Genomic DNA, 20,132 nt, shown 5'->3' on the forward strand with positions numbered 1-20,132 from the left:
CACGCCGGGCACCTTTTCTCCTGCAGGGCCATCTACCCACAACCACGTATTGTTTGCGTCACGTAAACGTCATAGAGAATGCCGCGACTGCAAAATACGGCCCCGGGGGGAACTTACATGCCCGACTTCAAGAAAATTCTCATCGCAAACCGGGGTGAGATCGCCATCCGCATCATGCGGGCCGCGAACGAGATGGGCAAAAAGACGGTCGCCGTCTTTGCCGAGGAAGACAAACTTGGCCTGCACCGTTTCAAGGCGGACGAAGCCTACCGCATCGGTGAAGGCCTCGGCCCCGTCGCCGCCTATCTCAGCATTGACGAAATGATCCGCGTCGCCCGCGAAAGTGGGGCGGACGCGATTCACCCCGGCTACGGCCTTTTGTCGGAAAACCCCGATTTCGTAGACGCCTGCGAGAAAAACGGCATCACTTTCATCGGCCCCAAATCCGAAACCATGCGCGCCTTGGGCGACAAGGCTAGCGCCCGCCGCGTTGCAGTTGAGGCCGGTGTGCCCGTCATCCCTGCCACGGAAGTACTTGGCGACGATATGGATGCGATCCGCAAAGAGGCCAAAGAGGTCGGCTACCCCCTGATGCTCAAGGCATCGTGGGGCGGTGGCGGCCGCGGCATGCGCCCGATCTTTGGCGAGGATGAGGTCGAGGAAAAGGTCCTCGAAGGCCGTCGCGAAGCCGAGGCTGCCTTTGGCAACGGCGAAGGCTACCTGGAAAAAATGATCACCCGCGCCCGGCACGTCGAGGTGCAGATTCTCGGCGACAAGCATGGTGGCATGTACCACCTCTTTGAACGCGATTGTTCTGTCCAGCGCCGCAACCAGAAAGTCGTGGAACGCGCGCCCGCACCCTACCTGACTGACGCGCAGCGCGATGAGATTTGCCAGCTTGGCTACAAGATCTGCAAGCACGTGAACTACGAATGCGCAGGCACTGTTGAGTTCCTGATGGATATGGAAACCAGCAAGTTCTACTTCATCGAAGTGAACCCCCGCGTGCAGGTCGAACACACTGTGACCGAGGAAGTCACCGGCATCGACATCGTCCGCGCCCAGATTCTGATCGCAGAGGGCAAGCCGATTGACGAGGCGACCGGTAAGGCCAGCCAAAAGGACATCGTCCTGACCGGCCACGCGTTGCAGACCCGCGTCACGACGGAAGACCCACAAAACAACTTCATCCCGGACTACGGTCGCATTACAGCATACCGCTCCGCCACAGGCATGGGCATTCGTCTGGACGGTGGCACGGCCTATGCGGGCGGCGTCATCACCCGCTACTACGATAGTCTACTGACCAAGGTGACGTCCAAAGGCCCAACGCCCGAGATCGCCATCGCCCGCATGGACCGCGCCCTGCGCGAATTCCGCATCCGGGGGGTGTCCACCAACATCGCTTTTGTCGAAAACCTGCTGAAACACCCGACCTTCCTGTCGAATGAATACACAACCAAGTTCATCGACGAGACACCCGAACTGTTCCAATTCCCGCGCCGTCGCGACCGCGGCACCAAGGTGCTGACCTATATCGCCGACATTACTGTGAACGGACACCCAGAGGTCAAAGACCGCCCTCGCCCCCGCACGGACATTAGGGACCCCAAGCCGCCATCGCTGCAGGCCGACCCGTCTCACCAGATGGGCTCGCGCAATCTGCTCGAACAAAAGGGCCCGCAGGCCGTCGCTGACTGGATGAAATCGCAACAGCAACTGCTGATCACCGACACCACGATGCGCGACGGGCACCAGTCTCTGCTCGCCACCCGGATGCGCAGCTACGACATGATCAAAGTGGCACCCGCCTATGCCGCCAACCTGCCACAGCTGTTCTCCATGGAATGCTGGGGTGGTGCGACCTTCGACGTGGCCTACCGTTTCCTGCAGGAATGCCCGTGGCAACGCCTGCGCGACCTGCGCGAGCGTATGCCCAACCTGATGACACAGATGCTGCTGCGCGGGGCCAACGGTGTGGGCTACACCAACTACCCCGACAATGTGGTGCAGGAGTTTGTGCGCATTGCGGCCGACACGGGCATCGACGTTTTCCGCGTCTTCGACAGCCTCAACTGGGTCGAAAACATGCGCGTCGCCATGGATGCAGTGCAAGAGCAGAACAAGATCTGCGAAGGCACGATCTGCTACACCGGCGACATCATGGACCCTGACCGGGCCAAATATGACCTGAAATACTATGTCGACATGGGCAATCAGCTGAAAGACGCAGGCGCCCACGTGCTGGGGCTGAAGGACATGGCGGGCCTCTTAAAACCAACCGCCGCCACGCAACTGATCCGCGCTCTGAAACAAGAGGTTGGTCTGCCGATCCACTTCCACACACATGACACGGCTGGCGTGGCCGTTGCGACGATCCTCGCCGCAGCCGAGGCCGGCGTGGATGCTGTCGATTGTGCCATGGATGCGCTGTCGGGCAACACATCTCAGGCCACGCTCGGCACGGTCGTCGAAGCGCTGCAACACACCGACCGCGACACTAGCCTTAACATCGACGCGGTCCGTGACATCTCGGATTACTGGGAAGCTGTCCGCGCGCACTACACGGCGTTTGAAAGCGGTATGCAGGCCCCCTCGTCCGAAGTGTATCTGCACGAGATGCCGGGCGGTCAATTCACCAACCTCAAGGCACAGGCCCGCAGCCTCGGGCTGGAGGAGCGCTGGCACGAGGTCGCCCGCACCTATGCGGATGTGAACCAAATGTTCGGCGACATCGTCAAGGTCACGCCGTCGTCCAAAGTGGTCGGCGACATGGCCCTGATGATGGTGTCCCAAGGGCTGACCCGCGACGAGGTCGAGGATCCAGACAAAGAGGTCGCCTTTCCCGACAGCGTCGTGGACATGATGCGCGGCAACCTGGGCCAACCTCCGGGCGGTTTCCCGCATGGCATCCAGCAAAAGGTGCTCAAGGGCGAGGAACCCAACACGGCACGCCCCGGCGCGGATGTGCCCCCCGTCGACCTTGAAGACACGCGCACCGACCTGTCCGGACAACTCGAAGGCAAGGCCATCGATGATGAGGATCTGTCGGGCTACCTGATGTATCCCAAGGTCTTCCTCGACTACATGGGCCGTCACCGCACATACGGTCCCGTTCGAACCCTGCCAACCAAGACGTTCTTCTACGGCATGCAGCCCGGCGACGAGATCACGGCGGAAATCGATCCGGGCAAGACGCTCGAAATCCGCTTGCAGGCTGTTGGGGAAACCAACGAAGACGGCGAAGTGCGCGTGTTCTTCGAACTCAACGGCCAACCGCGCACGATCCGCGTACCAAACCGTCTGGTAAAGTCCCAAACCGTGTCCCGTCCCAAGGCGGAAGATGGCAATGCAGGTCACGTGGGTGCCCCGATGCCCGGTGTCGTCGCCAGCGTTGGTGTTACGGCAGGCCAGGAAGTGTGCGAAGGCGACCTGCTTCTGACCATTGAAGCCATGAAAATGGAAACCGGCATCCATGCTGAGCGCGACGCGGTTGTAAAAGCCGTACACATCTCGGCCGGGGGCCAGATCGATGCCAAGGATCTGCTGGTCGAGTTGGAGTGACCCCACCGCTCGGCGCATGGGGGCTGAAAGGACAACCTGTGCCCCTGCCGGGCGGGCATCGCAACACAGTGCTGCGCACTGGGCAGCACGTGCTCAAATCAACGCGGCGGTCAGAGGCAGCCATTGCGTGGCTCCTGCCTGTGGCACGCCATGCCGAAGTTTTCGGACTGAAGGTGCCTGCGCCTCTTCGGTCAAGCCTCAACACCTTCGTGGTTGATGGCTGGACATGCGAACCTTTCTGCGTGGGAGGCCCCACACCTCCAAAGGCAATTGCCGACAAGATCACACGCCTTCAAAGCACTGCTGCTGGCCTGCCTCAACGCGACGGGTTTGCATCCGCACGCGATCTTGTAACCGCAGAGTCCGGGGGTGACATCGACCTGGCCGAAATGCCACCGGATCTGGTTATCCAACTCAGGGCAGCCTGGTCGGCAATCAGCCTCGAAACCACCCTTGTGCATGGCGATCTGAACCCGAACAACATCCTGACGGACACCGACGGCACGGTCACGTTGATTGATTGGGATGAAGCACGTCGCGATCATCCTCTCTTTGACACGGCCACCTGGTCAGAAGCACAGACCCCCATCATCAAACGGGCAGCACTTGCATGGGAAATCGCGTGCTCATGGCTGCTCGAACCCGCACATGCAAGAATGCTCGCTTCTTCTTTCACGTCGCCATGAAATCTGGTGAGTTTGAACCCACAATTGCAGCTTCCCCGGATCAGGCTTAGATGAGGCTCACTCCGCCTGCGCGCGACAGACAAACCCGGTACACACATGCACATCCAATCCTTTTCCATCCTCGTTCCAGACTACGAAGCTGGACTGGACTTCTTCTGTGGCACGCTGGGTTTCGACTTGATTGCCGACATCGACCAGGGGCGCAAACGCTGGGTCGAAGTGCGCGCACCCGGCGCGCAGACGTCAATCATTGTCGCCCGGGCGGACGGCCCGGAGCAGGTCGCGAGCATCGGCACCCAAGGTGGTGGGCGGGTCTGGTTATTCCTGCACTCGGATGATTTTGCGCAAGACCATGCGCGGCTGATGGCACGCGGGATCATCTTCGAAGAAGAACCGCGGCACGAGGCATACGGAAGCGTGGCGGTCTTTCGTGACCCCTTTGGCAACCGCTGGGACTTGATCCAACGCGCCTAAAGCAGTGTCTCGACCTGCGTTTCGACGATAGCAGCGGCATTGGAAAGCGCGGAACCAACCAGCTCGATCCCAACGTTCACATGATGTCTCAATCGTGGCTCTGCATCGCCAGAGGCTGCACACCCAAGGACAATCGCAAAGGCGAGCGTCAGTGATTTCATGGCGGACAGGCTGAGGTGCATCAGAGATCCTTTCTGCTGAGCGTGTTCTGAACAAGTGAAGGAATGACGGTGACCGCACCCTGCCCCGCAACGCCGAAATCAAGGAGCAGGGTAATTGCCCCCTGAGGCGGTGTGGCAAATGTCAGGGTCGCACTCACCGTAACGTCCTGCGCAAAACTGACGGTAACTGGCCCATCGAACTGCACGGATGCGCCCGGAACGGCTATCGCCTGCAGGACCAATGGACCACCCAACCTCGTGAGGGTCAGGCGTATGTCCACTTGGGGTCCCACCATGACTGCCCGCTCGACCCGAGCCATCATCGCGGGACTATGCGGCCCATCATGTGCTTCGGTCGCCAAAGGAAAACCACAGACCGAAAGCAGGGCAAGTACCGCAATTATGACACGTGAGTGGCGGATCATATGACTTGAACGCAGGGTCATCGGCCTTCCGTCGCCTGTTCGCAAATTTTTTGCAATCTTGTCCATTTTCCCCTTGCAGCGCGAGGCGGGTAAAAGTATTCCACACCTCACCCAAGGAAGCGGGCGTAGCTCAGGGGTAGAGCATAACCTTGCCAAGGTTAGGGTCGGGCGTTCGAATCGCCTCGCCCGCTCCAACATCCTCCTATATTGGAGTGTCAAAAAGGCCGCCGCTTGGCGGTCTTTTTTGTTTCTTAGGTGATGGTCGAAACGGCATCTGGCCAAGCAACACTCAGTGATAGCGACCAAATACAACTGATCGCTTGCCCTCTGGCGATGTGGCAGGAGCGCCCTAAATGCTTGATGCCATCTGACAAGCGGACCCGTTTTCAGAACACCTTGAACGTCATAGTTGTCAGCGATCGTTCGATGCCATCGATATCCAGCAACTCATCATTGATGTATTTCCCAACATCCTGACCCTCCGGGATGTAGACCTTCATCAGCAGGTCATAATCACCCGATGTCGAATAAAGCTCGGAATGGATTTCACGCAGCGCAATCTCTTCGGCGACTTTGTAGGTGGAACCGGGGCGGCAGCGGATCTGGATGAAGACACAAGTGGTCATGGGCATGGCCTTGGGCAACTGCGGTGCATATCCCCGTAGTGGCACGTCTGCACAGGTGCCTGCAAGCGTGATGGTCCGCCCCTTGGCGGCGCTGTCCTGCCCGCCTATAGAGGCACGCGAACACCCTAGGCAGGAGGCCGCGTGATGCGCAGCACCACCCTTACCCGCACCACCGCCGAAACCGATATCTCGGTCTCGCTCAACCTGGATGGCACCGGTCAATACGACAATGACACAGGCGTCGGGTTCTTTGACCACATGCTGGATCAGCTGGCGCGCCACGCGCTGATCGACATGAAGGTGCGGTGCAAGGGGGACCTGCATATCGACGACCATCACACGGTCGAGGATGTCGGCATTGCCATTGGACAGGCGCTGAGCCAAGCCGTTGGAGACAAAAAGGGAATTCAGCGCTACGGGTCCTGCCTGTTGCCCATGGATGACGCCCTTGTCCGGGCAGCACTGGACCTGTCGGGGCGGCCTTTCCTTGTGTGGAACGTGGACCTGCCGACGCCCAAGATCGGGACCTTTGACACTGAGCTAGTGCGCGAATTCTTCCAGGCGCTCAGCACCCATGGCGGCATCACGCTGCATGTGGACATGCTGCACGGGATCAACAGCCACCACATCGCTGAGGCGGCCTTCAAAGCCGTGGCCCGTGCCTTGCGCGTGGCCCTTGAGGTCGATCCGCGTATGGCGGACGCCATCCCCTCGACCAAGGGCAGCCTATGAGCCTGACGGTTCTGATCGACTACGAGAGCGGCAACCTGCACTCCGCCGAAAAGGCGTTTGAGCGCATGGCGCGCGAGGCGGATGCGGGCACGGTCGTTGTCACCTCGGACGCGGATGTGGTGGCCAAGGCCGACCGGATCGTGCTGCCCGGCGACGGGGCCTTTCCCGCATGTGCAGCGGCTTTGCGCGGTTCGGGCGTGTATGAAGCACTTGCCGAAGCCATTGAAAACAAAGGCAGACCCTTTCTGGGCATCTGCGTTGGCATGCAGTTGATGGCGGCGTGGGGGCGGGAATACAGCGACACGCCCGGATTGGGCTGGATCGACGGCGAGGTCGTGCACATCACGCCTTCAGACGCGACCCTGAAGGTGCCGCATATGGGGTGGAACGACCTGGTTCTGGAGGCGCAGCACCCCGTGTTTGAAGGGGTTTCGACGGGCGATCACACGTACTTTGTGCACTCCTATCATTTCGAAGTTGCGGACCCTGCCATGCGGCTGGCCCATGTAGATTACGGCGGAGATGTCACCGCCGTTGTCGGGCGGGACACGATGCTGGGGATGCAGTTCCATCCGGAGAAGAGCCAGGATATCGGCCTGCGCATGATCCGCAATTTTCTGACCTGGGCGCCCTGACATACAAACTGTTTCGGGCGGGTGAGTCGCTGGGTTGCATTTGCCTTGTTTTCATGGAGATTGACGCCTCAAACGGGGTGTCACCCCCGTGCAGCATCCGTACACCCCCTGTACACCCCCACCGGGCGGGTGTTGGGCGGTTAACGCAACGCGCGGTGATCCAAGGACGCTGCGCGACGCGATTAATGTTTGAATGGGGGCTCTGCCCCAAACCCCCGAAGTTTATCTGGCAAGATGAAGACAGATAGTTATGCAATATAACTATCGAACTCAGCCAGGTCGGGATGCCTTTTCAGCAAGCCCGGAAACACCCTGGCGGCGGGCCAGTTCATCCATCACATCCGAAAGGGCGACGTCACGCGATGCCAGCATGACCAGCAGGTGGTAGAGCACGTCCGCTGCTTCGGACGTCAGGGCGGCTTTGTCATCTTTCACCGCTTCGATGATGGCTTCGACCGCTTCCTCGCCGAACTTCTCGGCGCATTTCTCGGGCCCCTTGGCCAGCAGTTTGGCCGTCCAGGAACTGTCGGGATCGGCCCCTTTGCGGGCTTCGATTGTTGCGAAGAGGTCGTCCAGCGTCATGTCAGCCTCATCGGGATACCGGCGGCGGCCATGTGGGCCTTGGCCTGGGCGATGGTGTAATCACCGAAGTGGAAGATGGACGCCGCCAGCACGGCGGATGCTCCCCTTCGGTGACGCCATCAACAAGGTGATCGAGCGTGCCGACGCCGCCGCTTGCGATCACGGGGATCGGCACGGCGTCAGAGATGGCGCGTGTCAGGGGCAGGTTGAACCCTGCGCGTGTCCCGTCGCGATCCATGGAGGTCAGCAGGATTTCCCCTGCCCCTTTTCGGCGGCGGTGCGGGCAAAGTCGACTGCGTCAATGCCCGTAGGTTTGCGCCCCCCGTGCGTGAAGATGTCCCAGCGCCCCGGTGCAACCGTTTTGGCGTCGATGGCGCAGACAATGCACTGGCTGCCGAATTGATCAGCGGCGCGCGCGAGTACATCCGGGTCCGCCACGGCGGCGGAGTTGAACGACACCTTGTCGGCCCCTGCCAACAGCAAGGCTCGCACATCCGCCACCGTCCGGACACCACCACCCACGGTCAGCGGGATAAAGCACTGTTCTGCCGTGCGTTGCACCAGGTCGAACATCGTGCCACGGTTTTCATGGGTTGCGTGGATGTCTAGAAAACACAGCTCGTCCGCGCCTGCGGCGTCGTAGGCGCGTGCGGCCGCGACCGGATCACCGGCGTCGATCAGGTCGACAAAGTTGACGCCCTTGACTACGCGGCCATCGGCAACGTCGAGACATGGTATGATGCGGGTTTTCAACATGCGCGTCTGGTAGCGTGGATTTGACAGCGGGGAAAGGGGCTCTGCCCCGAGCTTGCAGCCTCCCCGGAGTTTATCCGGCAAGATGATGGAGTATTTCCGCCCATCATGGCCCATTCACGGAAAGGTGCATGGCCTTCGCTCGCGCATATGACAGGTTCGGGTTATTGCAAACGAGGAGACGCATGATGCGGATTTTTATGGCTCTGGTGATGAGCGTTTTTTTGGCAGGTACGGCAATGGCTGGTGACAACGGGATTGTTCGCAAGGAATCCGCGAAGAGTGTGGGCGAGACAATGGATGCGCTCCAGGCGGCCCTTGAAGGGGCTGGGCTGACTATCTTTGCCCGCGTTGATCACGGGGCTGGTGCGCAAGGTGTGGGCGAAGACATCGGTGCCTCGGAGTTGCTGATCTTTGGCAATCCCAAACTGGGCACGCAGGCGATGCTGGATGACCGGACATCTGCATTGTTCCTGCCGATGAAAATCGCGGTGTTTGAAGACGAGACCGGCAAGACCATGATCGCCTACGAAGACCCGGCGGCGATGTTGGGCAAGCTGGGTGGGGTGGCCGACGATGCCGCATATGTCCAGACCATGACCGGCGCGTTGGGTAAGTTCACCGATGGTGCTGCGCAATAAGCGCTAGCCCTTGAGGGCCGCGAGCGCTGAGGCAAGGTCGATGGCCCCATCGTAGAGCGCGCGGCCCGAGATGGCGCCTGAGATCACGCCTGTCGCCTTGAGCGCCGTCAGATCATCCAGTGACGACACGCCGCCACTTGCGATGACGGGAATGTCTACCGCTTCGGCCAAGGCCTGCGTGGCAGGGATGTTTGGCCCCCCCATGGCTCCATCACGGTTGATGTCGGTGTAGATGATCGCGGCCACGCCTGCATCCTCGAAGGATTTGGCCAGATCAGTGGCGTCCACGTCTGTCTCGGTGGCCCAGCCTTTGGTCGCGACCTTGCCGTTCCGCGCATCGATGCCCACGGCGACGTGGCCGGGAAAGGCTTTGGCCGCCTCGCGCACGAGATCGGGGTTTTCGACCGCCACGGTGCCAAGGATGACCCGATGCAGGCCCTTGGACAGCCACGTTTCGATTGTCGCCATGTCCCGGATGCCGCCGCCAAGCTGTGCGGGCACGTCACAGGATTTCAGGATCGCCTCAACAGGGGCTGCGTTGACAGGCTCACCTGCAAAGGCGCCGTTGAGATCGACAAGGTGCAGCCATTCGCATCCAGCCGCTACAAAGGCGCGCGCCTGTGCCGCCGGATCGTCGTTGAACACGGTAGCCTTGTCCATGTCCCCATGTACGAGGCGCACGGCCTGGCCGTCCTTGAGGTCGATGGCGGGGTACAGGATCATGTTGTCAGGCCTTTCACTGTCTGTTCGCCTCCTTGCACCTATCGTCAAGATTCGCAACGCGACCCAAGGTCATTCTTGCCATATCGCAGCCGCATGGCTCAGAGTTCCGGCCATTACGGAGGAGACACTCATGAAACATCTCATTGCAGCCGCATGTGTAGCCGTTGCGGGCGCAGGTATGGCGTTGGCAGAGCCCGCAACCGGCACGTGGAAAACCGAAACCGGTGACAGCGGCGCTTACCTGCACGTCAAGATTGCCCCTTGCGGGTCAAACGTGTGCGGCACCATCACCAAGGTTGTGAACAGCGACGATGCGTCGTCGTTGGGCAAGCCCATCATCTGGGACATGAAGTCCAAGGGCAACGGCAGCTATTCCGGTGGCAAGATCTGGGCTCCGGATACGGACAAGACGTACCGGTCCAAGATGTCGTTGAACGGCAACGCGCTGAAAGTGTCGGGCTGTGTCGGTCCGATCTGCCGCGGGCAGACCTGGACGCGCTTGAACTGATCCCATAGGCACGTTTTGGCCCATGCCCCGTGCCCTTTGGGCGCGGGGTTTTTCATACCTGATCCCCCGGTTTGATCCCCGTCCATACGCGCGAAAGCCGGACCGACCAAGACGCCCATCGGGGTTCATTACGCTCTGTGGTACAATGCGGTGTACCATGACACATCTGTTGGCCAAATTCGTCGTGCCCGCCGCAGCCTTGTGGCTGGGCATTATTCCTGCTCCGGCGACATCGGGACCGGAGGGCGTTTGGCTGACCCCACCCGACCGCAAGGGCCAAACCGCGCATGTGGATGCCAAGAAGTGCGGCGTCGCCTATTGCGGGACAATCGTCACGGTCTTTGCCTCGTCTGGCGAGCCGATCAGCGCTGCCACTGTCGGTCAGCGTGTGTTCTGGGACATGATCGGCTCCAGCAACGTCTACGAAGGCCGCGCTTTCGTGCCAGCGCACAATCGCAATTACAACGCCAGGATGCGGGTCAATGGCAATCGGATGACGGTGTCGGGTTGTCTGGGCCCCGTTTGCCAGAGTCAGATCTGGCTACGTGTGCGCTGAACGGCACTTCTCTCTAAAGGCTTCGCCTGCACACGACGTGATGTATTGCGCCCGCTTTTCGCGAATGTGGTGTCCGCCCAGTGGGAACTGATGAAAACAGAAAAACGGCTAGAGCCGGGATGAGATGATGCCGGTGTTGAACCCGCCCATCCGCAGCTCGCCGAACAGGCGCTGATACTCGATCTTGGGGCAACGGTTCTGAATAACCGTCAGATCCGCCGCACGCGCCTTGGCAGTGGCTTCGGCATGTGCCACGCCAATCTGCATCCAGATCGTTTTCAGGGTTGGAATGCGGGCCATGGCGGTGTCCACGATCTCGGGCACCGCTTCGGATCGGCGAAAGATATCGACCATGTCGACGGGGTCATCGAACAGAATCGAAATCAGGGACGATCTGGCGTCCAAACAGCGTTTCACCCGCGTAGACGGGGTTCACGGGGATCACGGTGAACCCTTTTAGCGCGAGATACCGCGCCACATAGTAGCTGGGCCGCACCGGGTTGGTGGACACGCCCACGACTGCGACAACCTTGGTTGCCGTCAGGACCTGTTTCAGATGTGCATCGGTATAGGTTTCGGACATGATTTCCCCCTGTCCGGTCACGTTCCCAAAAAAACGCCCCGATCGCAAAGCGAAAGGGGCGCGGAGGTGCGGAACGAGGGACAGTGAAATAACCTACAGGAGTTCCAAACCTGTGGTTCACCTTTAAAGATATGATCGCTCACGTCTTGCAAAAGACCCTCTCGCAAATCTGTGAACGAAAACTTAAAGATCGGATTTGGCCGGCCAGCCGCAGCGCAGCGCTCAGTCAAAAATGTCTTCAATAATATCAAACGCATCGTCGAAAATATCCGCCCAACGCGACTTGCGCTTCTTGTACTTTTTCTTGCTGGGTTTCGGCCTGTTTTTTTGGCGAATGGCCGAGGGTCGCACGGTTTCGCGGTCACCTGATCGCTTTCTGGGCAACATCTTCAGGTCGTGCAGCGGGGCACCGCAATTGGAACATGCCAGTTCGTGGCGCTCGCGCCCTGTCAGAACAAGGGCGGCACGGGTGCCGCAATAGCAGCAGGTGGCGATCTTCGTGGGGTGGGCGATGGTCGCCTCCTATGCGTGGTCCTTGGAGGCATATAGGGCAATCGCAGCCGCATTTGAGACATTGAGCGAGCCAAACCCACCTGCCGCGTCGATTTTCACCAGCGCATCACAGGTTTCGCGGGTTTTCTGGCGCAGGCCGGGTCCTTCGGCGCCAAGGACCAGCGCGACGGCACGATCCTTTTGACCATTCAGGGTCGTCTCAATCGTCGCGTCGGCCTCTCCGTCCAGTCCCAGCACCATGTAGCCCATGCCCTGCAACTCGACGATGGCATCCGCCAGGTTGCGCACCCGCACGTAGGGTTGGCGTTCCAACGCACCGGAAGCTGTTTTGGCCAACGCACCAGTTTCAGGCGCTGCGTGATGGCGCGTGCCGATGACGGCGGACGCCCCCAACACCTCGGCCGAGCGCAGAATCGCCCCCACATTGTGCGGGTCCGTCACCCGGTCCAGCAGGATCAGACGTGGCGCTTCGGCCCCGATGGCCACATCCGCAAGGCTGCCCCAGTCCAGCGGTTTGACCTCAAGCGCTGCCCCCTGGTGAACCGAGCCGGGATCAATCGGCGGCTTGAACTTGCGCGGGTCAATGATGTCCGGAGTGATCCCCGCGGTCAGAATGGCGTCTTCCAGCTTGTTATGAGCATTCAGCGTCACCATCAGGCGCAGTTTTTCGCGCTTTGGGTTCAGCAGCGCGTCGCGCACCGCGTGCAAACCGAACAGCCAGACGGTTGCTGCCGCGTCCGCCTTTTTCGCCTGTTCCTTTTCGACGACCCATTTGGGTTTTTTCATCTTTGCACCTTTGGCCCTTGGGGTCTGATTTTGTGCCTTGACCCTTGATATACGTCCCGGTAATCACGCGCTCACGCCACCGGGGTTCAGGCCCTAATGGCGTAGTGGGCGACAGGCCGCAAGGTGTGGCAGGGGACTGTAACTCCCTCGCGGAGACGCACGCCTGGTTCGATTCCAGGGTCGCCCACCATTCAAACCGGCAGCTGTGCTACAAAATTGATCCGGGGGATCAATTTTAGGTTTGAATGCCAAGCGGCTGCGCTGCGCGGCAGGCCCTCCAACCATAGACCGCCCGCTATGATCCAGACACCCGAGGCACCAATGCCTTGACCAGATCTTTCATGTCGAGCTGACCCACGACCTCGCCTCCATCCGTCACTTTGTAGACGTGGTTGGTATCCCCACCCGTCAGCGCGATCATATCTTCGAGGTTGCGGGAGGCCTCGACCTCGCCATCGAACTGATCACCTGCCAGCGGGCCCATCACCGACCGGACACGCAGCACGCGGGCGCGGTTGATGTCACTTACGAAGTCTTCGATGTAAGGGTCTGACGGTGCGAGCAAAATGCCCTGAGGCTCGCCCTGCTGGACCACTGCGCCATCCTTGAGGATCACGAGGTGGTCTGCCAGTTTCAGCGCCTCGTCCAGATCGTGCGTGATGAAGACGATGGTCTTGTGCAGTTCCTTTTGCAACTCAAGCAGCAGGTTCTGCATGTCGGTGCGAATGAGCGGGTCAAGGGCCGAGAATGCCTCGTCCATCAGCATGATGTCGGTGTTGGCGGTGAGCGCGCGGGCGATGCCGACGCGCTGCTGCATCCCACCCGACAGATGCGAAGGATAGCGGTCTTCGAACCCCTCAAGTCCCACACGCGCCAGCCATTTGCGCCCTTCGGCATCGCAGGTCGCCTTGTCCGCCCCCTGCACACTCAGCGGCAGTTGCGCGTTTTCCAGCACGGTCTTGTGCGGTAACAGGGCAAACTTCTGGAACACCATCGACATCTGTTTTTGCCGCAGGCCGCGCAGGGCCGCTTGCCCCATCTTCATGACGTCCTGACCGTCAACCAAAATCTCACCCGCTGACGGGTCGATCAGGCGGTTGAGATGCCGGATCAGGGTGGACTTGCCCGAGCCAGACAGCCCCATGATGACCGTGATCTCACCCGGCTGCATATCGACATTGATATCCTGAAGGCCCAGCACGTGCTTGTGCTTTTCCAGCAAAGTTGTTTTGTCCATACCGGCCTGGACATGGGACACCATCGCCGTGTCATCGGGACCAAAGATCTTATACAACCCGCGCAGGGACACTTTTGCAGTCATGTCAGCGTTCCTTGCGTCCGGTGTCGACACGGGCGAGCGCGGCCTTGGACACGCGATCAAGGATCACGGCCAGCAGCACGATGCCCAGCCCGGCAACGATGCCCACGCCCAGTTCCAGGTTGCGGATACCCCGCAGAACCAGCACGCCGAGGCCAGGGGCCGAGACAAGCGAGGCAATCACCACCATGGCAAGGCTCATCATGATGGTCTGGTTCACGCCTGCCATGATGTTGGGCAGGGCCAGAGGCAATTCCACCCGGCTGAGTTTTTGCCATGCGGTCAGGCCAAAGGCGTTGGCCGCCTCGATCACGTCGCGGTCCACCAAGCGAATGCCAAGGTCCGTCAAGCGGATCACTGGAACGATGGCGTACAGGATAATAGCGATACCGTAGAGCTTTGATTCCGTGACGGAAAACAGGAAGATCAGCGGGATCAGGTAGACGAAGGTGGGTAGTGTTTGCAGCAGGTCTAGGATGGGCACGATGGTGCGCTGCGCCGTATCCGATTTGGACATGCCGATGCCGATGGGCACGCCAAGCAGGACAGAAAGGCCGGTACAGACAAACACGATAGCAAGGGTTTGCATCGCCACCTCGTAGTGGTCGATGAAGCCGAAGAACAGCAGGACGAGGGCCACGAAAGCGGTCACGGATCTGGAGCGGCTGACGACCCATGTGATCAGCAACAGCGCGGGAATCATCACCCACCAGGGTGCGGATTGGAACACCCAAAGCGTGCCGTCGAGCATCCAGCTCAGCGGCTGCGTGATGGGATCGAGGACGAATTTCAGCTCGGACCGGATCGACAGGAACCCCCGCTCGATACCGGCCGTCAAGTCGCGGGTCTGGCCGATGCGCCCGCAGGCCTCGTGCAGCACGTCGAGGGATGGAAACGGCAACCCGCCCTCTTCTGCCACCGCGTTGTTGCCGCTGCTTTGGGCCAAAAGTTGCGCCATGGACATGGGCGCATCTTCCTTGCCCACGTCGCACCAATCCCGCAGGCCAAGGCCGTCGAAGATGCCATCATAGGCTGCCATGTCGTTCCCCAGTTTCTTGATCTTGCGCCCAAAAGGGGGCGAGGGTTGCGCCGGGGCGGACCCCGGCGCCCGAGCTTATTGCAGCAAAGCCGACAGGTTGCCGCGGGCCTCGTCGTTCAACCAGCCACCCCAGACATCCTTATAGGTCGTCAGGAAGTACACGGCCGCCTCTTCGTTCGAGGCTTCGTTGGCTTCCTGCCACGCCAGCACCTCGCCCATCTGGGCGTTCGTGAAAGTGACATTGCCCATCAGCGCCGCAGCGTCCGGTTCCCGGTCAACAAAGGCTTGCGTCGCGGCCGTCACCACGTTGGACACCGGATAGGCCGACAGGCCGGGTGTGGCGCAGTCTTCCAGACCGTTGCAGGTGTGGGTTTCGGCGTCATAGGCGGGCATTTCCACCTGAACCATCGGGTATTTGCCCAAAACCGAGGTCGGCGCCCAGTAGTAGCCGAACCATGGCTCTTTCGCCTCATATGCGGCGGCGATGGCCGTTGCCAACGTCTCGCCAGAGCCATGCTGGAAACGCTCTACGCCTGCATCGGCCAGACCCGACGCTTTGAAGTTGTTGCTGTTGGTGATGTCACAGCCCCAGCCCGACGGGCAGTCGTGGAAGCGGCCTCCGACCAGTTGCGGGTTGGCCTTGATGCCGTCCAGCGTTTTCAGCTCGGGATGCGCTTCGGCCAGGTAGTCCGGGATCCACCACGCCTCAACCCCGCCATCGGACAGGACCTTGGACAGCTCGACCAGTTTCCCCTCGCCGCGCAAGTCTTCGTAGACCTCGGTATAGCTGGTCCACAGCTCGGTCAGGATGTCGGGTTCACCCGTTTCTGCTACGGATGCCATGGCAGGCACGGTGGTCGTGGGCACGACGGTGACGGAACAGCCATAGCCCTGCTCCATCAGGAACTTGGCAACGTTGGTCACAACGGCGGCCGAGGCCCAGTCCATTTCCGTGATCGACACTTCGCCACACTCGGCGGCGGCGATGGATGCGGCAGAGGTGCCCAACATCAAAGTTGCGGCAAATGCGAGTTTTTTCATGAGTTTGCTCCCTGTTCTGGCGGTATTTTCGCAGAAGATGGGCCAAGTGATAGACCCAAACCGGCACGGACTTACAGTCCAAACCCGCCTGTGCCGCGAATTTGGGCGCGCTGGTCCGCGCACTATGATCACAATTTCGCTCTGTCCGGCAAAAGCGGCAGTTTGCGCTTGGGGCAAACGGGATCAGCTTGTTAGGGTCAGTGCGGAACGACAGAACTGACGCAAGGACGACACCCCATGGACGTGGCACAGGCCCTCGTGATGGCGATGCAAACATGGGGGATGATCGGCGCACTTGTTGCGGCCGTGTTCCTGACCATCGGGATCGACCGAATTGATGAAGATGCGCGCGGGGCCTATGTTTTCCGCCCGCTCCTGATCCCCGGCGTGCTGCTGATCTGGCCCATTGTCCTGTGGCGTTGGTGGCAGATTGAAACCGAACGTGCCGCATGGGCCAACCGCTATCGCCCGGTGCGTGCCTCCTATGGTCTGGCGATCATCGCCATGAGCATAGGCATCTTGATCATTGTCATTGCTGGCCTGAGCGTGCGCCAGACCTGGCCCGCTGACATTGCCCCCGTGCAATTGACCGAAGGGGCAAGCCAATGAGCGTCAAGTATATCCCCGTTCAGTGGAACCCCAACAAGTGGGTCTATGACGCCGTGATGCTGGCGGGTGTCGCCGCGTTTCTTTGGGTGTTTCTGTACCTCACGCCCGGCGCGCTCAGCCACGAGTGGCCGATCAACCCGCAAATCCACAATGCCCGCGCCTTTGGCGCTTGCGCCTTTGTCATGTTGACCGTGATCTTGTGCATTGGCCCTGCCGCCCGACTGGACAAGCGGTTCCTGCCCCTGCTCTACAATCGCCGGCATTTCGGGGTGATGACAGCCTTCGTTGCCCTGACGCACGCGGGCTACATCCTGAACTGGTACTTCGCCTTCTCCAGTTCGGACAAATATGTCGGCCTGCTCTATGCCAATTCCAGCTTTGGCCAGATCGCGGGCTTTCCTTTTGAAATATTTGGCATATTTGCGTTGGTCTGTCTGCTGATCCTTGCTGCGACATCCCACGACTTCTGGCTCAAGTTCCTGACGCCACCGGTGTGGAAACGGCTGCACTACCTGATCTATGCGGCCTATTTTTCGGTCGCGGCGCATGTGTCCCTGGGCATTTTGCAGGATCAGCAGAACCATGTGTTCACGGTACTGTTCCTTGTTGGTGCTGGGGCAGTCATCGTCCTGCATCTGGCTGCATGGCTGCAGGAACGGTCCGAGGCGGCTGCCAAAGACGGTGCATGGGCCGAGGTGGCGCGCATTAATGACTTCCGGGAAGGCTATGCCAAGATCGCAAAGCTTGCGACCGGCGACCGTGTTGCCGTCTATCTGATGGAGGGCAAGCTGAGCGCCATTTCCAACGCCTGTGCCCACCAGAACGGGCCGCTGGGCGAAGGCAAGATCATCGACTGCCTTGTCACCTGCCCCTGGCACGGCTTTCAGTATGACGTGCGCAATGGACGCTCACCTGCGCCCTTTACCGAAAAGGTCCCCACCTACCGCGTCCGCGTGATGGGCGACATGGTCGAGGTGCACCCGGACGCCAATCCGCCCGGCACATATGTGGAACCAGTCCCCCTGCCCGAACCCGAACCGGACCTGCCCGAGGAAGGAGCCACAGCATGAGCGAGAAGCCATTCTTCGTCGGCTACCTGCCCGCCCCCGGCCCCTTGAGGACATTCCTGCTGACGGCCTGCATCCTGTTGATTTCGGGCCTCGCAGGTGCGGGTTTCCTGATGGGTGCCGCACAGGACGACCCCGGCCCCGGTGCCTTCCGCTTCGACTATGGTCGCCAGACCGTCACCGGCGTGGTCGAGATGACGCCCTATCCCGTCATCCACGTGACCGAGGGCAACGACCGGATCAAGCCCGGCGACAGTTTCATGATGACGGCGGGCGGCAAATCCGGTGTCGACAGCCGCGCCATGCCCCTCAACGGCCAACTTGCGCAGGTGTCTGGCATCGTGCTGGAGCGTGGCGATCTTTACATGATGCAACTGCGTGGCGGTCGAAACGGAATACAAGCGGCCGAGGGCGATGCCCCGAACATCACGCCCGAACCACAGGGCCGCTGGAAACTGGCGGGCGAGATTTGCGACGGCAAATGCCTTGCAGGCGCCATGCGCCCGGGGCGCGGGCTGGCGCACAAGGCCTGTGCCAACCTGTGCCTGCTGGGCGACGTGCCACCCATTTTCGTGTCGACCCAGCCCGTGCTGGGCGAAGAGTTTCTGCTGGTCGTCGGCCCGAACGGCACGCGCCTGCCGCGCGAAGCCTATGACCATGTGGCCCAATTCATTACCGCCGAGGGCGAGATCACCAAGCACGGTGATCTGCTGATCTGGGAAATCGACGTGGACACCATCGAGGTGACAGAATGAAGCGCATCCTCTGGCTGATCATCGCGGCAGTAACGGCGGCGATCCTGTTCTATGTCTCCCGGTTCTGGTATCTGCGCCTGTGGCCGCGCGATGGTCTGTTCGGCGTGGATGCGCTGCGCCCGCAGGGCGGGCTGGTCGGTCAATGGCTGCGCGGTACGGATTTCGCCCCGTTCGAGCTGCTGATCTGGGCCGTGGGCGCCTTCGTCATCCTGACCGGCCTGCAAAAACTCTACGATCTTTTGAACCCACCCCCAGAATGACCGGATCTGGGGCTTTTGCCGTTCCCGTCTGCCGCGTATAGTGCCGACAAAATAGCGAAAACGCATATCGACAGGCACATGGCACGCAAACCCAAGACATCGGCACCGCCAACGTTCAACATTGCCCTTGTGGGCCAATCCGGGCGGCTTGGTTACGAGGCGCTGCTGTTTGTTGCCTCCTTGCGCGCCAAGAGCCCCAACTTCGCAGGCCGCGTGCTGGTGGCAGAGCCGCAGCCCGGGCCGCTGTGGCCCAAGGACCCACGCATGACCGGCGATGTGCGCGAAGCTTTGCAAGCGCTCGGGGCAGAGATTGTCAGCTTCCAGAACCGTCATTTCGGCGCACTCTACCCCTATGGCAACAAGATCGAGATGCTGACGGCTTTGCCAAAAGGCGAGCCGTTTGTATTCTTCGACAGCGACACGCTCGTTACAGGCGACCTGACCACCGTGCCATTCGACTTCGTCTACCCATCGGCGTCGCTCAGGCGGGAAGGCACGTGGCCACAGATCGAGCTTTATGGCCCCGGTTACGCCGAGATCTGGAAATCCCTCTATGACCGGTTCGGTCTGGATTTCGAATCCAGCCTCGATACCACCGAACCTGACGAGTATTGGAAGCGCTACCTGTACTTCAACGCAGGCTTCTTCTTTGCCGCTTGCCCGCATGCCTTTGGCTCCCGCTTTCTGGACTATGCATTGGCGATCCGCGACACGCCACCGGCGCCGCTGGTCTGTCAGCCGCTTGATCCCTGGCTTGACCAGGTGGCCTTACCGCTCGTGATCCACAGCTTTGGCGGCGGACGTGACAGCGCCGTGCATGGCCTGCTGGACGGAAGCGTCACCTGCCACTATCGTATTTTCCCTCTTCTTTACGCACGTGAAAGTCAAAACGTGATCGACACCCTCGAGGAAGTCACAGCCCCAAACAAGATCAAGAAAGTCCTCAAAGGCTACGATCCGATCAAGCGGATGGTCTTTCAGGGGCGCGGTGCCAAGGTCCGTGCCTTGTTCGATCAGAACGACATGCCACGGCGCGAACAGGCCATCCGCAACCGGATCAAATCCAACGGGTTCTGGATGCGCTGACCGGTTACG

The 20,132-nt window shown here is 60.4% G+C and carries 23 protein-coding genes, 2 tRNA genes and 2 pseudogenes; 15 read left to right on the forward strand and 12 right to left on the reverse strand.

The genetic code is table 11. The features are described from left to right. Positions 1 to 117 precede the first annotated feature (117 nt). The 3 genes from ACZ1HN_RS16935 (at position 118) to ACZ1HN_RS16945 (ending at position 4,724) form a co-directional block, all read left to right on the forward strand. On the forward strand, positions 118 to 3,564 hold the full coding sequence (locus tag ACZ1HN_RS16935) for a pyruvate carboxylase (protein WP_472728341.1): 3,447 nt from the start codon (positions 118 to 120) through the stop codon (positions 3,562 to 3,564). Next, positions 3,561 to 4,250 carry a phosphotransferase gene (locus ACZ1HN_RS16940; RefSeq protein WP_472728342.1) on the forward strand — a complete coding sequence of 230 codons (690 nt, stop codon included), beginning with the start codon at positions 3,561 to 3,563 and terminating at the stop codon, positions 4,248 to 4,250. The genes ACZ1HN_RS16935 and ACZ1HN_RS16940 overlap by 4 nt, the downstream gene beginning before the upstream one ends. A gap of 96 nt (positions 4,251 to 4,346) precedes the next feature. After that, positions 4,347 to 4,724, forward strand: a complete 378-nt coding sequence (locus ACZ1HN_RS16945; protein ID WP_472728343.1) for a VOC family protein — start codon at positions 4,347 to 4,349, stop codon at positions 4,722 to 4,724. Here ACZ1HN_RS16945 and ACZ1HN_RS16950 read toward each other — a convergent pair. Together ACZ1HN_RS16950 and ACZ1HN_RS16955 are read right to left on the reverse strand one after the other, a co-directional pair. Further along, the gene (locus tag ACZ1HN_RS16950; RefSeq protein ID WP_472728344.1) at positions 4,721 to 4,906 is read right to left on the reverse strand and encodes a hypothetical protein; all 186 of its coding nucleotides are present in this window, start codon (positions 4,904 to 4,906) and stop codon (positions 4,721 to 4,723) included. The genes ACZ1HN_RS16945 and ACZ1HN_RS16950 overlap by 4 nt on opposite strands. Next, positions 4,906 to 5,331, reverse strand: a complete 426-nt coding sequence (locus ACZ1HN_RS16955) for a hypothetical protein (RefSeq protein WP_472728345.1) — start codon at positions 5,329 to 5,331, stop codon at positions 4,906 to 4,908. Before ACZ1HN_RS16955 ends, ACZ1HN_RS16950 begins: the two co-directional genes overlap by 1 nt. A 98-nt stretch (positions 5,332 to 5,429) precedes the next feature. On the opposite strand from ACZ1HN_RS16955, the gene ACZ1HN_RS16960 reads away from it, so the two are divergent. Then, positions 5,430 to 5,504, forward strand: a tRNA-Gly gene (locus ACZ1HN_RS16960). A 192-nt stretch (positions 5,505 to 5,696) separates the two neighbouring features. Here ACZ1HN_RS16960 and ACZ1HN_RS16965 read toward each other — a convergent pair. After that, positions 5,697 to 5,936, reverse strand: a complete 240-nt coding sequence (locus ACZ1HN_RS16965; protein WP_299200866.1) for an Lrp/AsnC family transcriptional regulator — start codon at positions 5,934 to 5,936, stop codon at positions 5,697 to 5,699. Between the two features lie 144 nt (positions 5,937 to 6,080). Here ACZ1HN_RS16965 and hisB point away from each other — a divergent pair, with 144 nt between their 5' ends. Beyond that, the gene (hisB, locus tag ACZ1HN_RS16970; RefSeq protein ID WP_472728346.1) at positions 6,081 to 6,668 is read left to right on the forward strand and encodes an imidazoleglycerol-phosphate dehydratase HisB; all 588 of its coding nucleotides are present in this window, start codon (positions 6,081 to 6,083) and stop codon (positions 6,666 to 6,668) included. Next, positions 6,665 to 7,303 (forward strand): imidazole glycerol phosphate synthase subunit HisH, encoded by a 639-nt coding sequence (gene hisH / locus ACZ1HN_RS16975; RefSeq protein WP_472728347.1) that lies wholly within the window; start codon positions 6,665 to 6,667, stop codon positions 7,301 to 7,303. Before hisB ends, hisH begins: the two co-directional genes overlap by 4 nt. A gap of 270 nt (positions 7,304 to 7,573) precedes the next feature. Here the strand turns inward: hisH and ACZ1HN_RS16980 are convergent, their stop codons facing one another. Continuing rightward, positions 7,574 to 7,885 (reverse strand): phosphoribosyl-ATP diphosphatase, encoded by a 312-nt coding sequence (locus tag ACZ1HN_RS16980; protein ID WP_472728348.1) that lies wholly within the window; start codon positions 7,883 to 7,885, stop codon positions 7,574 to 7,576. Continuing rightward, positions 7,882 to 8,641: pseudogene (gene hisF / locus ACZ1HN_RS16985) on the reverse strand (imidazole glycerol phosphate synthase subunit HisF). Before hisF ends, ACZ1HN_RS16980 begins: the two are co-directional and overlap by 4 nt. A gap of 182 nt (positions 8,642 to 8,823) precedes the next feature. On the opposite strand from hisF, the gene ACZ1HN_RS16990 reads away from it, so the two are divergent. Continuing rightward, positions 8,824 to 9,279: a DUF302 domain-containing protein gene (locus tag ACZ1HN_RS16990; RefSeq protein ID WP_472728349.1), complete on the forward strand. Its 456-nt coding sequence runs from the start codon at positions 8,824 to 8,826 to the stop codon at positions 9,277 to 9,279. A 3-nt stretch (positions 9,280 to 9,282) separates the two neighbouring features. On the opposite strand, the gene hisA is transcribed toward ACZ1HN_RS16990, so the two are convergent. Beyond that, positions 9,283 to 10,002, reverse strand: coding sequence for a 1-(5-phosphoribosyl)-5-[(5-phosphoribosylamino)methylideneamino]imidazole-4-carboxamide isomerase (hisA, locus tag ACZ1HN_RS16995; protein WP_472728350.1), 720 nt, complete (start codon positions 10,000 to 10,002; stop codon positions 9,283 to 9,285). Positions 10,003 to 10,132: 130 nt separating this feature from the next. On the opposite strand from hisA, the gene ACZ1HN_RS17000 reads away from it, so the two are divergent. Further along, positions 10,133 to 10,510 carry a DUF2147 domain-containing protein gene (locus ACZ1HN_RS17000; protein ID WP_299768844.1) on the forward strand — a complete coding sequence of 126 codons (378 nt, stop codon included), beginning with the start codon at positions 10,133 to 10,135 and terminating at the stop codon, positions 10,508 to 10,510. Positions 10,511 to 10,667: 157 nt separating this feature from the next. Next, positions 10,668 to 11,066: a DUF2147 domain-containing protein gene (locus tag ACZ1HN_RS17005; RefSeq protein WP_472728351.1), complete on the forward strand. Its 399-nt coding sequence runs from the start codon at positions 10,668 to 10,670 to the stop codon at positions 11,064 to 11,066. 108 nt (positions 11,067 to 11,174) lie between these two features. Here the strand turns inward: ACZ1HN_RS17005 and ACZ1HN_RS17010 are convergent. From ACZ1HN_RS17010 to rlmB, 3 genes and pseudogenes are all read right to left on the reverse strand, one after another. Beyond that, positions 11,175 to 11,649, reverse strand: a pseudogene (locus ACZ1HN_RS17010) (CoA-binding protein). 222 nt (positions 11,650 to 11,871) lie between these two features. Beyond that, complete coding sequence (locus ACZ1HN_RS17015) at positions 11,872 to 12,162, reverse strand: hypothetical protein (protein WP_299599655.1); 291 nt, start codon at positions 12,160 to 12,162, stop codon at positions 11,872 to 11,874. A 9-nt stretch (positions 12,163 to 12,171) separates the two neighbouring features. Next, positions 12,172 to 12,948 carry a 23S rRNA (guanosine(2251)-2'-O)-methyltransferase RlmB gene (gene rlmB / locus ACZ1HN_RS17020; RefSeq protein WP_472728352.1) on the reverse strand — a complete coding sequence of 259 codons (777 nt, stop codon included), beginning with the start codon at positions 12,946 to 12,948 and terminating at the stop codon, positions 12,172 to 12,174. A gap of 106 nt (positions 12,949 to 13,054) precedes the next feature. Between rlmB and ACZ1HN_RS17025 the strand changes: the two genes are divergently transcribed. After that, positions 13,055 to 13,138 (forward strand) — tRNA-Tyr (locus tag ACZ1HN_RS17025). 105 nt (positions 13,139 to 13,243) lie between these two features. Here ACZ1HN_RS17025 and ACZ1HN_RS17030 read toward each other — a convergent pair. From ACZ1HN_RS17030 to ACZ1HN_RS17040, 3 genes are all read right to left on the reverse strand, one after another. After that, a complete protein-coding gene (locus ACZ1HN_RS17030) occupies positions 13,244 to 14,269 on the reverse strand; it encodes a quaternary amine ABC transporter ATP-binding protein (protein ID WP_472728353.1) in 1,026 nt (341 codons plus the stop codon). Position 14,270: 1 nt separating this feature from the next. Continuing rightward, entirely contained in the window at positions 14,271 to 15,305 is a 1,035-nt protein-coding gene (locus ACZ1HN_RS17035) for an ABC transporter permease (protein ID WP_472728354.1), read from the reverse strand. A 75-nt stretch (positions 15,306 to 15,380) separates the two neighbouring features. Beyond that, the gene (locus tag ACZ1HN_RS17040) at positions 15,381 to 16,346 is read right to left on the reverse strand and encodes a glycine betaine ABC transporter substrate-binding protein (protein ID WP_472728355.1); all 966 of its coding nucleotides are present in this window, start codon (positions 16,344 to 16,346) and stop codon (positions 15,381 to 15,383) included. 237 nt (positions 16,347 to 16,583) lie between these two features. On the opposite strand from ACZ1HN_RS17040, the gene ACZ1HN_RS17045 reads away from it, so the two are divergent. The 5 genes from ACZ1HN_RS17045 to ACZ1HN_RS17065 all read left to right on the forward strand — a co-directional run bounded on the left by ACZ1HN_RS17045 (position 16,584) and on the right by ACZ1HN_RS17065 (position 20,123). Next, positions 16,584 to 16,955 carry a hypothetical protein gene (locus ACZ1HN_RS17045; RefSeq protein ID WP_299699177.1) on the forward strand — a complete coding sequence of 124 codons (372 nt, stop codon included), beginning with the start codon at positions 16,584 to 16,586 and terminating at the stop codon, positions 16,953 to 16,955. Continuing rightward, on the forward strand, positions 16,952 to 18,025 hold the full coding sequence (locus tag ACZ1HN_RS17050; protein WP_472728356.1) for a Rieske 2Fe-2S domain-containing protein: 1,074 nt from the start codon (positions 16,952 to 16,954) through the stop codon (positions 18,023 to 18,025). The genes ACZ1HN_RS17045 and ACZ1HN_RS17050 overlap by 4 nt, the downstream gene beginning before the upstream one ends. Beyond that, on the forward strand, positions 18,022 to 18,777 hold the full coding sequence (locus ACZ1HN_RS17055; RefSeq protein ID WP_472728357.1) for a hypothetical protein: 756 nt from the start codon (positions 18,022 to 18,024) through the stop codon (positions 18,775 to 18,777). The genes ACZ1HN_RS17050 and ACZ1HN_RS17055 overlap by 4 nt, the downstream gene beginning before the upstream one ends. After that, a complete protein-coding gene (locus ACZ1HN_RS17060) occupies positions 18,774 to 19,037 on the forward strand; it encodes a hypothetical protein (RefSeq protein WP_472728358.1) in 264 nt (87 codons plus the stop codon). The genes ACZ1HN_RS17055 and ACZ1HN_RS17060 overlap by 4 nt, the downstream gene beginning before the upstream one ends. A gap of 78 nt (positions 19,038 to 19,115) precedes the next feature. Further along, positions 19,116 to 20,123, forward strand: coding sequence for a hypothetical protein (locus ACZ1HN_RS17065; RefSeq protein WP_472728359.1), 1,008 nt, complete (start codon positions 19,116 to 19,118; stop codon positions 20,121 to 20,123). The last annotated feature ends 9 nt before the right edge of the window (positions 20,124 to 20,132 follow it).

Source organism: Tateyamaria sp. GN1-10 (genome assembly GCF_055693845.1).

Excerpts from the sequence above, each read along its gene's own strand:
- ACZ1HN_RS16935 (WP_472728341.1), top strand. The coding sequence starts at position 118 with ATGCCCGACTTCAAGAAAATTCTCATCGCAAACCGGGGTGAGATCGCC.
- rlmB (WP_472728352.1), bottom strand. The coding sequence starts at position 12,948 with ATGAAAAAACCCAAATGGGTCGTCGAAAAGGAACAGGCGAAAAAGGCG.
- hisA (WP_472728350.1), bottom strand. The coding sequence starts at position 10,002 with ATGATCCTGTACCCCGCCATCGACCTCAAGGACGGCCAGGCCGTGCGC.
- ACZ1HN_RS17040 (WP_472728355.1), bottom strand. The coding sequence starts at position 16,346 with ATGAAAAAACTCGCATTTGCCGCAACTTTGATGTTGGGCACCTCTGCC.
- hisB (WP_472728346.1), top strand. The coding sequence starts at position 6,081 with ATGCGCAGCACCACCCTTACCCGCACCACCGCCGAAACCGATATCTCG.
- ACZ1HN_RS16990 (WP_472728349.1), top strand. The coding sequence starts at position 8,824 with ATGATGCGGATTTTTATGGCTCTGGTGATGAGCGTTTTTTTGGCAGGT.
- ACZ1HN_RS17055 (WP_472728357.1), top strand. The coding sequence starts at position 18,022 with ATGAGCGAGAAGCCATTCTTCGTCGGCTACCTGCCCGCCCCCGGCCCC.
- ACZ1HN_RS16945 (WP_472728343.1), top strand. The coding sequence starts at position 4,347 with ATGCACATCCAATCCTTTTCCATCCTCGTTCCAGACTACGAAGCTGGA.
- ACZ1HN_RS16965 (WP_299200866.1), bottom strand. The coding sequence starts at position 5,936 with ATGACCACTTGTGTCTTCATCCAGATCCGCTGCCGCCCCGGTTCCACC.
- ACZ1HN_RS16955 (WP_472728345.1), bottom strand. The coding sequence starts at position 5,331 with ATGACCCTGCGTTCAAGTCATATGATCCGCCACTCACGTGTCATAATT.
- ACZ1HN_RS16950 (WP_472728344.1), bottom strand. The coding sequence starts at position 4,906 with ATGCACCTCAGCCTGTCCGCCATGAAATCACTGACGCTCGCCTTTGCG.
- ACZ1HN_RS17065 (WP_472728359.1), top strand. The coding sequence starts at position 19,116 with ATGGCACGCAAACCCAAGACATCGGCACCGCCAACGTTCAACATTGCC.
- hisH (WP_472728347.1), top strand. The coding sequence starts at position 6,665 with ATGAGCCTGACGGTTCTGATCGACTACGAGAGCGGCAACCTGCACTCC.
- ACZ1HN_RS17035 (WP_472728354.1), bottom strand. The coding sequence starts at position 15,305 with ATGGCAGCCTATGATGGCATCTTCGACGGCCTTGGCCTGCGGGATTGG.
- ACZ1HN_RS17060 (WP_472728358.1), top strand. The coding sequence starts at position 18,774 with ATGAAGCGCATCCTCTGGCTGATCATCGCGGCAGTAACGGCGGCGATC.
- ACZ1HN_RS17005 (WP_472728351.1), top strand. The coding sequence starts at position 10,668 with ATGACACATCTGTTGGCCAAATTCGTCGTGCCCGCCGCAGCCTTGTGG.
- ACZ1HN_RS16980 (WP_472728348.1), bottom strand. The coding sequence starts at position 7,885 with ATGACGCTGGACGACCTCTTCGCAACAATCGAAGCCCGCAAAGGGGCC.
- ACZ1HN_RS17030 (WP_472728353.1), bottom strand. The coding sequence starts at position 14,269 with ATGACTGCAAAAGTGTCCCTGCGCGGGTTGTATAAGATCTTTGGTCCC.
- ACZ1HN_RS17000 (WP_299768844.1), top strand. The coding sequence starts at position 10,133 with ATGAAACATCTCATTGCAGCCGCATGTGTAGCCGTTGCGGGCGCAGGT.
- ACZ1HN_RS17045 (WP_299699177.1), top strand. The coding sequence starts at position 16,584 with ATGGACGTGGCACAGGCCCTCGTGATGGCGATGCAAACATGGGGGATG.
- ACZ1HN_RS17050 (WP_472728356.1), top strand. The coding sequence starts at position 16,952 with ATGAGCGTCAAGTATATCCCCGTTCAGTGGAACCCCAACAAGTGGGTC.